The organism is Azospirillum sp. TSO5, from assembly GCF_003116065.1.
In the GTDB taxonomy this organism is placed as follows: domain Bacteria; phylum Pseudomonadota; class Alphaproteobacteria; order Azospirillales; family Azospirillaceae; genus Azospirillum.
Map to the genome: position 1 here is coordinate 1 of NZ_LGQY01000066.1, position 9,289 is coordinate 9,289.

Genomic DNA, 9,289 nt, shown 5'->3' on the forward strand with positions numbered 1-9,289 from the left:
TCTTGTCATTCGTCATGCTTCGCAACATCGATCGAATCACAAGGGACTGAAATCACTCAATTCTTTTCGGGTCAGGCTCTGAGAAAACCGGGAAGCTGAACAGCAAACGGTTCGGGGAATGATGATAGTCTAACGGCCTTGGTTCCCTGCCCCGCGTTGACCGGGCCGCCGCTATGTGGCTGGCCGAGACGTGGGATAAGGTTGCGGCAGCTGTAACCGCCGGCAACATCACGCAGCACAGCGCGAAGCACATAAAGGCTACCTTTCCTAAGGCTACCGCCTTAGACGAACAAACCGCCGTCAAAGCCATGAAGTGCTATCTCATGGCCGATGCTGAATCAGCTTCGTGTTCCCTGCCTCCGCCGGCCCGATCAGCATCCGCACCGTTGAAATCGACGGGGCGCCTTGGTTCGTCGTTAAGGACGTGTGCCTTGCCCTTGGTGTGTATGTCTATTACGGCAAGGTGAACACTGCAGACGCCATGAAGAAGTTGCCCCACACGGACAAGGGAAGTGTTGGGGTGGATCGGATCCAACCCTGGCCGTTCGATGCCCGCGCCAAGGCTGTTTCAGTCGTTTCCGAAGCCGGCCTTTACAAGTTGGTGATGCGCTCCGACTCCACCGAGGCCCGCAAGTTTCAGGATTGGGTTACGCGGGACGTGTTGCCCGCGATCCGCAAGGACGGCGGCTATATCATGGGTGAGGAAGGGAAAGCCCTTAGCCGGGATCATTTATCAGCGCATTGGAACGGCATCCCCAAGGCGCGTGGATGGGCGGCGCCAAACGGCGCAGCATGAGGGGGTGGAGTGGTGCGAGGACAGGTTGCGGGGGTACGTCGCTCCTGCGATCACGGCGGCAGCTTGACGGTGCGAGCGATCCTCTGATCGATCCGGCGCCCGTGTTCATCATTCCAATTTATAGAAAAATGTACTATACGTGTATTTCTTTTGGTAAAACACCCCAGCGCCATCGCGGATTATTAATATTTATGGTCAAGAAACACAACTTAAATTTCCCCACTTAACGCCCTGCCAGAAAGGAATGGGACGTGAAGCAATGCAAAGAATGCAATGGCAGCGGAGAAGTCGCCTGTTCGGCATGTGATGGAGGAAGAAGAGAGCCATCCTGTCCAGATTGTCGCGGCCTTGGATATCGAGGAAATGGCGAAGGCGGCACCGAAGACTGTGATCGTTGTAATGGAGAAGGAGAGGTTGCCCCCGAAGACTGCCCGAAATGCGGGGGTAGCGGTACGCAGGAGTGTTCTGTTTGCGATGGGACGGGCGACTTGCCAAGTGAAGCCTGCCCAATTTGTGGCGGGAAAGGTGAAGTCGCGTGTACTGAATGTCAGGGGGAAGGGGAGGACGAAGGGGGGGATCCTTGTCCTGAATGTGATGGCAGTGGGGTAGTCCCCTGCGAGCACTGCGTCTCATAAATTTACCGAAGTACGACATTATTGAACATGTTGCGGTGATCCCGAAGCGGGCGACCCGATAGGGCTCCTCTTCGTGAACTCGACAATAGAAGGGGCGTCAAACCGGCGGGCATCCCTTCTCATTAGGGGGCCGAGCCGGACGGGTCGTCACCACGTATGTGGAACGATAAGATCTGTCTGGTTCGCCCCAATAGATACCCTCAGGGGCTCGCTATAGCGCCCCACCCCATGTAGCCAAGCCAGCGCCAGGGCCTTCAGCGAGTCGTTTTTGGGCTTCCTGGCGAGGGCTTGACACAGTAGTCAACTTGTAAGGGCTTTCAGGCTTTTCACAGATCGCGTGAAAAGGTGGTGATTGGCGCCGATGCTCTGGGGGTGCCATCGGCCCAAAGGGACACAGAAGAACTAAGGGGGCTTGGTGGTTCGATTGCATCTCAATCAAACCCTCTTTTCCGCACCGTACGGAAAAATTGATCCTGACATTATAAAACAATTTTATCTGCAATGGAGGGGAGAGTTTTGAGAGGCTATAAAGCTTTGTCGCCGCTACCGACAAACCCCTCAGCCTTTTGCAGCCGTTGCCTGCAAACTAGCCGATAATCGGGACGTACGGACATCCGAATTATCTTGCGGCTCAAGATAACTACATAGCATCGGAGCTCGTGGGGATTTGCATTCGCAACGTGCAAACCCCCGCCTCCCACGAATGGTTTGAAGCATTCCCATGGCTATTGCCGGAACAACGAACGAGCCGTCCCTAGGCGCCCTCAGGGACTCGCTACAGCGGCCCCACAATCGCCCGCCACTCATGTAGCCACGCCCACGCCAAGGGCCTACAGCGAGCCGCCCACGGGCTTCCTGAAGGACACCCGCGACCATGAACGACCTGAATTGCGTTGCCGCCGTTGAAGGTGAACCCCGTGTTCTGGACACGGAGCTTGCGGCGGCCCTTGGTATGGCCCGGCCGACGAACATTCGCAACGTGATCGAACTTAACAATGCGGAGCTTGAAGGCTTTGGGCATGTTGCACTCACCCCGTGCAACGTCACCATGCATGATCCGAGTGCATGGAGCGCCTTACCAACTCCCGTGCCGCTACTACCGAATAGCGGCGGACTTGACGGGTTTGGAGTATTCACGCGGCCCGTGAAAACACCGGCAAGCGTGGCGGAGCTTGAGAGTTTCGGAGGTTTGGGGGAGTTGCCCACAAATTCGGACCCTTATTACCGCCACGGTAAATACCGGGAATACCCGGCTATGGTTGCACCGAACAAGGCCGGAATTGAGAGCTTTGAGATTATCTCGGTACAGCCGATAAACCTTAGCAAGCGTAGCAGAGCTTAAGGGCTTTGGCCCCCTTTGCACCTGCCAAGTGCAAATTTGTGGGCGGGTTTGAGCGTTTTGAAGGTTTGCCGTGCCGCACGGCGAACCCCGATCCCCGCGGCGGGGCGCCCCGCCAAAGCCTTCTATCTGAACGAAGAACAGGCCCTTCTAGTCGCCATGTTCTCCCGTACTGAAAAGGCGAAGGAGGTTCGGGCAACCTTGGTCCGGGTGTTCGCCGCGTATCGCCGCGGTGATCTGGTCCCGGCTGCCCCGGCGTTTCAGGTGCCTCAGACCTTCGCGGAAGCCCTGCGGCTTGCTGCGGACAATGCGGCCTTGGGGACGTTGGCGTGACTGAGGGGAAAAGTTGGTTCGTAAGTTATTATAGCCCTCAGGCTGCCAACATCTCCCTTTGGTCCCTCTGTCTCCGAAGCCTCGCTACGGACACACCATTAACCGTATAACCGGACAGCAAAGCAATTTCGGTATTCGGTAGGTATCCATGGTCGCTAAGGAGATAGTTCAATCGCCATTTCTTATTATCAATGTTGGAAACCGCTTTAGTGATCCCTGCATAGTCCAGACACCACCAGATATTATCCAACACCTCTTCATAGAAGACGGGGAAGATGATTGTTGATTTATCCCCCTGGAATACCCCAGACCCCTTACCGGGGATGACATTATGTCCATACTCCGCATGGAACACATTGTCCGGCACCAGTGCCCTTCGCTGTTGTCCGCCATAGGGGACCGTCTCTAGGAACCCGTGGTGATCCAAGAGCGCCCTCAGGGTGGAGTCGGCTATACGCCAGCGTTCCGCCATAGCGGCCACAGTAACACCTTGCTTGTCCCGCCACAGGGGTTCCCGGCGGAGAGTGGAAATCTTCGGAATGTGCATATCGTTGTTCGTCCTTTGAGAGTGGGTTGACCCGCTTACCGGCTTCTCCGGCGCCCTGGTCCTGAGAGGCGGCAGATGGCCTTCCTCCTAGGGGTGGGTGAATTGCGGGTTCTCAAAGGGTGGTTGAATTAGGTGCTGGCGTGGCCGGAGAGGTAAGCGGCCAACATCGACCATTTTTAATCAGCGAACCTAACCATCCTACCAATAATCTTCCTGGCTACTAGAGATATGTGTTGTCTGCTTTCCCACTTCGCCAACAAAAGAAGCCCCAAGGTACAAACACAAGAAACCAATTCAGAAGTTGCGGCATCTTGAACAGGCGGCAAGGGTGAGGGCAGAATACGAAATTCTCATTAGAAGGTGAGGATCAGAAATGTTGCCATACTCCGGTGTGCCTGCTCAAGAGACCTTCATCAACAGCGATGGTTTGGAAATACCCTATATGTCCTGCATTTTCCCCATCATGAAAGTGTATGGAGATAATCAGATAAGAGCTATTGGTACCGGGTTCTTCATATCCAGCACAGGGATATTCGTGACAGCCGCCCACGTTATTCACGAGTGGGCCGAAGAAGACGGAAAGATCCATTCCGCACTTGTAGGATCATATTTTGAAGCTCACAAGGGTAGTGGCACCATCAGAGGGATTGAGAGCGCGTTCTTGCATGATAAAGCTGACATAGCTATTGGCTTTATGAAGCAGACAGAAAGCGATAATGTTAATCGCGCTTATAACCAATATCTTCCCGTCAGCTTCTATTGGCCTCAGCACAGCGAGGTTGTTCAGTCAATTTCTTTTCCAGAAACCATTGTTTCAGTCCCGTATTCAAGAGAGATGCATCGGCATTTCAAGCCACAAAGCATACATGCGCCGCAGGACCAAACCATTATCTTTCCTCATCCACTTGAATCGGTCGGGCAAATTTCGAGACTTTATAAATATGGACGCGATAGAATTTTCTTACCGACTGCCTGCTATGAAGCACAGATACAGGTCTATGGAGGCTCGAGCGGCGGCCCGGTATTCGGAATGAATGGCGCAGTAATTGGCGTAACTAACACCGGCTTTGACGATTTCCCGGTATCCCATTTCACACCAATTAGCGAAATAATTGACATTGACATTAGTGGCGCTGTGAACGGGATTACCGGACAGCAGCTTAGCGTTGGATGGTTAATCGAAAACGGGTTCATTGAACTGCAAGCGGATGACGAACTACATCCCCTTCTCCGAACCCATGCCACGGGTGAATGCGGAGAGAACCCGTCCTGAGTGTCCCGATAGACCGTGCCCTAGCGAGTCGTCTCACGCCCACGCCCAAGCCGTCCCAATGAAATCCCGCTTGCCATTTTGGGACATCAGGGCGATAACGTCTAAGGGTTCATTGAGACACTTGGGACGGAACAGGCCATGTTGATCGGCTACGCTCGCACCAGCACCCTCGACCAGAAAGCCGGCATTGAGGCACAGGTCCGTGACCTACAGGCGGCAGGGTGCGAGAGGTTGTTTCAGGAACAGGTGTCCTCTGTGGACGTGGCGAACCGGGAACAGCTTGCCCTTGCCCTCGACTACATCCGGGAAGGGGACGCCCTGGTGGTGACGAAGCTTGACCGCTTGGCCCGCTCCGTCGCCCACCTGATGACGATCCTCGACGCCCTAAAGGCCAAGGGCGCATCCCTGCGCATCCTGAACATGGGCATCGACACCAGCACTCCCACCGGCAAGCTGATGCTGACCATGCTTGGTGGCGTAGCTGAATTTGAGCGGGAGATCATGCTTGAACGCCAGCGGGAGGGTATCGCCAAGGCCAAGGCTGACGGGAAATACAAGGGCAGGAAGCCCACGGCACAGGCCAAGGCGGAAGACGTAATGGCTCTGAAGGCGCAGGGCGTGGGTGCCAGCGAGATTGCCAAGCGACTCGGGATCGGCCGTGCCAGCGTCTACCGCATCCTTGGTGCCGATGCCTAAACCGCGGGGCAGGGAAGGGCGGTAGGAGTCCCAAGGGACCGGAAGACACTCCCGACCCTCCCCCGGTCCTTTGGAAAACCGACTTCAAAGAATGAGGCTTTAGGGCTGTTGATTGGTTGTTGTTCCGGCCCTTCACGGTAGGGAAGCCTGCCAGATTTCTCTAAGGGACTCCCGGCACCCCCCGGCCCCTTTGATCTTCGGTTCCCCGAGAGGGGGACGCCATTCCGTAAATCGGCCCCCACCGGGGGGAGGTGCGGCGCCTGAATTTCAACTGTGCCGTCCAAACTGTAGGCCGGTGGCGCCTTTGCTCCCATTCCGCTCCCACAGCGCAACGGGCTTCCCTGCGATGCCTGAAGGGAAGGGGCTGGACTGCGGCGAGTCGCTGAGGCAGATAGGGGGCGTTCATCGGGCAACGGATCAGCCGTGGGAGCAAACGCCCACAGCAGGCCGAAGCCTTGGGTGCAATTGGGAGCAAGATGGGAGCAAATTGGGTGCCCTGCGCCAACTACGCTTCAGGGCTAAAGGCTGAAAACCGTAAGGTTTCCAGAGGGTTAGGATGGAGGCACGGGCGGGAATCGAACCCACGTACACGGATTTGCAGTCCGCTGCATCACCACTCTGCCACCGCGCCATCCTGACCGGCACCGGCGCGCCGTTTCCGGTGCGCCCTCGGTGTGGAGCGGTGGTATAGCGGCCCGGAACGGAGCGGTCAAGGCGAATGGTGACGATTTTTGAACATCATTCGCCGGGCGCTTCACCTGCCCAGTTTCCCGGCCATCGGCAAAGGCCGGACGCCTATCGCCCGTGGTCCCATCGCTCGTGGCGTTGTGTTCGCCGAGCCTTTGCGGCTATATACGGCCATGGCAGGAAGCCGTTCGCTGTTCGGCTTGGTGCCGGTGTCGTCACAACACATCAATAAGCGACCGCCATGACCGATTTCGCCGCCGCACGCTATTTCATGGTCGAGGGACAGATCCGCCCCAACAAGGTGACCGATCAACGTCTCGTCGACGTCCTGTCGGAGCTTCCGCGCGAAGCCTTCGTTCCTGAGACGGCGCGTGGCGTCGCTTATGTCGACGACGACCTCCCCATCGGCAAGGGCCGTTTCCTGCTGGAACCGATGGTCTTCGCCCGCATGCTGCAGGCCGTCGCCGTGCAGGAGACCGACCGGGTGCTCGACGTCGGCGCCGCCGGCGGCTACTCCACCGCGGTGCTGGCCCGTCTCGCCTCGTCCGTGGTCGGCATCGACTGCGACGAAGGGCTGACCGCCGCCGCGACCGCCGCGCTGGCCGGGCAGGGCATCGCGAATGCCAAGGCCGTCACCGGCCCGCTGGCGGAGGGGTACGCCCAAAACGCCCCTTACGATGTCATCGTCGTCGAAGGTACCGTGCCGGAGGTGCCGGCGTCGCTGACCGACCAGCTGGCGGAAGGCGGACGCCTCGTCGCCATCGTCCAGGGCAAGGGCGCCGTCGGCGAGGTCCGCCTGTTCCAGCGGAGCGCCGGCGTGGTGTCGAGCCGCATCCTGTTCGAGGCCCAGCCGCATGCGCTGCCGGGCTTCGAGAAGAAGGCGTCCTTCGTGTTCTGACCGGATTCGCCGGTCGGACAGGTCTTGAACTGAACCGTGCAGTTTACCTCTGCGCGGTTCTGCGCTACCGTCGCCGTCGCCCTTGCACGAAAGTGAGCACCCATGGCCGCGCCGTTTGAGATCGAGGTGGAAGAGCTGGACCGCCGCCGCAAGGCCGGTGACGATCCGGTCGTCCTCGACGTGCGCGAGCCGTGGGAGTTTGCGCTGTGCGCCATCGACGACAGCCTGCACATCCCGATGAACGGGCTTCCCGGCCGGGTGGACGAGCTGCCGAAGGACCGCGACATCGTCGTCGTGTGCCATCACGGTGGCCGCAGCGCGCAGGTCACCATGTGGCTGCGTTCCAGGGGCTTCGACCGCGCCATCAACCTGGATGGCGGTGTCGATGCCTGGGCGCGCCGAATCGACCCGAACATGAAGGTCTACTGAACATGACCGTGCGAAGCCGTTTTGCGCGCCGCTGGCTGCTGGCGACGGCCCTGACCCTGACCGCCACGATGGGCACAGCAGTGACCGGCGGTGGTACGGCCCAGGCGCAGTCCCTGGAACAGGCCCTCGCCCAGGCCTATGCCAACAACCCGACGATCGGCGCCCAGCGCGCCCGTCTGCGTGCCGTCGACGAAGGCGTGCCGCAGGCGCTGTCCGGCTACCGCCCGACGGCCCGCGTGACCGCCGGCATCTCGCGCTCGACGGGCGAGAGCAAGTATGACGGCGGCTCGACGGGGTCCGAAGCCAATCCCAAAAGCGTCGGCATCACCGCCACCCAGCCCATCTACGACGCCACCGTCGCCCCGGCCGTCCGCCGGGCCGAACGGCTGGTCGAGGCGCAGCGCGCCACCCTGATCGCGTCGGAACAGTCGGTGCTGCTGGCCGCTGCCCAGGCCTATCTGGACATCGTCCAGAACCAGGCCATCCTGCAGCTGCAGATGAACAACGAGCAGGTGCTGCGCCGTCAGCTGGACGCCGCCCGCGACCGCTTCCGCGTCGGCGAATACACCCGCACCGACGTCAGCCAGTCCGAGTCGCGCCTGTCGGCCGCCATCGCCTCCAAGATCTCGGCCGAAGGCACGCTGCGCGCCTCCCGCGCGACCTACGAACGTCTGGTCGGCGCCGCTCCCGGCGAGCTGAAGGCGCCGAAGCCGGCTTTCCGCCTGCCGAAGAACCTGGACGAGCTGGTCGAGCTGGCCCGCGCCAACAACCCGAACGTCCTGTCCGCCTCCTACAGCGAAGCGGCACAGCGCGAGGCGGTGGATCAGCAGTACGGCCGCCTGATGCCGTCGGTGAACCTGTCGGCCTCCGGCAGCCGCACCTATGATCCCGGCCGCTCCTCCGGCATCGACCTGAACCGCTCCGACAGCGCGCAGATCACCGCCCAGGTGACCATCCCGCTCTATCAGGCCGGCCAGCCCGAAGCCCTGGTCCGCGAGGCCAAGCAGACGGCCAACCAGGCCCGCCTGCAGATCGAGGAGGCCCGCCGTCAGGTGACCGAATCGGCGGTCAGCGCGTGGCAGGCCCTGCAGACCGCGCGCGCCAGCATCGAGTCCTACTCGGCGCAGATCAAGGCGGCGCAGATCGCCCTGGAAGGCGTCCGTCAGGAGGCGCAGGTCGGCTCGCGCACCGTGCTCGACGTGCTGAACCAGGAACAGGAACTGCTGAACGCCCGCGTCTTCCTGGTCCGTGCCCAGCACGACGAGATGGTCGCGGCCTTCAATGTTCTGGCGTCCAGCGGACAGTTGACCGCCGACCGGCTCAACCTGCCGGTCCAGAAATACGACCCGCAAGCGAATTACGACAAGACGCGGGGCAAGTGGTTCGGAACGTCGGTGACCGAATGAACGAGACGGCCCGCGAAAGCGGGCCGTTTTTGTATTATGGCTTTTTTGTCAGCCCTGCCCTAGGTTTGGGTCAGGTTGACGTCTCGGGTTGCCACGATGAGCGATAAGGGCCAGCAAGAACCTTCGATGGAGGAAATCCTCGCCTCCATCCGGCGGATCATTTCCGAGGACGGCGAGCCTGCCAAGTCGGAAACCCAGGCGCCTTCGCCGCCTCCTCCGCCGCCACCCCCTCCGCCGCCCCCGCCACCCC

At 59.7% G+C, this 9,289-nt stretch carries 9 protein-coding genes and 1 tRNA gene; 8 read left to right on the forward strand and 2 right to left on the reverse strand.

The window, feature by feature from the left end:
• Window positions 1-346: 346 nt before the first annotated feature.
• The 3 genes from TSO5_RS18215 (at window position 347) to TSO5_RS32300 (ending at window position 3,103) form a co-directional block, all read left to right on the forward strand.
• The gene (locus TSO5_RS18215; protein WP_199230929.1) at window positions 347-796 is read left to right on the forward strand and encodes a BRO family protein; all 450 of its coding nucleotides are present in this window, start codon (window positions 347-349) and stop codon (window positions 794-796) included.
• A 1,509-nt stretch (window positions 797-2,305) separates the two neighbouring features.
• The gene (locus TSO5_RS32295; RefSeq protein WP_146203798.1) at window positions 2,306-2,773 is read left to right on the forward strand and encodes a hypothetical protein; all 468 of its coding nucleotides are present in this window, start codon (window positions 2,306-2,308) and stop codon (window positions 2,771-2,773) included.
• A 48-nt stretch (window positions 2,774-2,821) separates the two neighbouring features.
• The gene (locus TSO5_RS32300) at window positions 2,822-3,103 is read left to right on the forward strand and encodes a hypothetical protein (protein ID WP_146203799.1); all 282 of its coding nucleotides are present in this window, start codon (window positions 2,822-2,824) and stop codon (window positions 3,101-3,103) included.
• Between the two features lie 37 nt (window positions 3,104-3,140).
• On the opposite strand, the gene TSO5_RS18225 is transcribed toward TSO5_RS32300, so the two are convergent.
• Window positions 3,141-3,650, reverse strand: coding sequence for a hypothetical protein (locus TSO5_RS18225; RefSeq protein WP_109152883.1), 510 nt, complete (start codon window positions 3,648-3,650; stop codon window positions 3,141-3,143).
• Between the two features lie 373 nt (window positions 3,651-4,023).
• Here TSO5_RS18225 and TSO5_RS18230 point away from each other — a divergent pair, with 373 nt between their 5' ends.
• Both TSO5_RS18230 and TSO5_RS18235 read left to right on the forward strand, forming a co-directional pair.
• Entirely contained in the window at window positions 4,024-4,923 is a 900-nt protein-coding gene (locus TSO5_RS18230; RefSeq protein WP_109152884.1) for a serine protease, read from the forward strand.
• Window positions 4,924-5,061: 138 nt separating this feature from the next.
• Window positions 5,062-5,619, forward strand: coding sequence for a recombinase family protein (locus TSO5_RS18235; protein WP_109152885.1), 558 nt, complete (start codon window positions 5,062-5,064; stop codon window positions 5,617-5,619).
• A gap of 557 nt (window positions 5,620-6,176) precedes the next feature.
• Here TSO5_RS18235 and TSO5_RS18240 read toward each other — a convergent pair.
• Window positions 6,177-6,250: transfer RNA gene (locus tag TSO5_RS18240), tRNA-Cys, on the reverse strand.
• A 297-nt stretch (window positions 6,251-6,547) separates the two neighbouring features.
• Here TSO5_RS18240 and TSO5_RS18245 point away from each other — a divergent pair.
• The 3 genes from TSO5_RS18245 (at window position 6,548) to TSO5_RS18255 (ending at window position 9,039) form a co-directional block, all read left to right on the forward strand.
• Window positions 6,548-7,204, forward strand: a complete 657-nt coding sequence (locus TSO5_RS18245) for a protein-L-isoaspartate O-methyltransferase (RefSeq protein WP_109152886.1) — start codon at window positions 6,548-6,550, stop codon at window positions 7,202-7,204.
• Between the two features lie 102 nt (window positions 7,205-7,306).
• Complete coding sequence (locus TSO5_RS18250; RefSeq protein WP_085089264.1) at window positions 7,307-7,633, forward strand: rhodanese-like domain-containing protein; 327 nt, start codon at window positions 7,307-7,309, stop codon at window positions 7,631-7,633.
• A gap of 2 nt (window positions 7,634-7,635) precedes the next feature.
• Complete coding sequence (locus TSO5_RS18255; protein ID WP_109152887.1) at window positions 7,636-9,039, forward strand: TolC family outer membrane protein; 1,404 nt, start codon at window positions 7,636-7,638, stop codon at window positions 9,037-9,039.
• Window positions 9,040-9,289 lie beyond the last annotated feature (250 nt).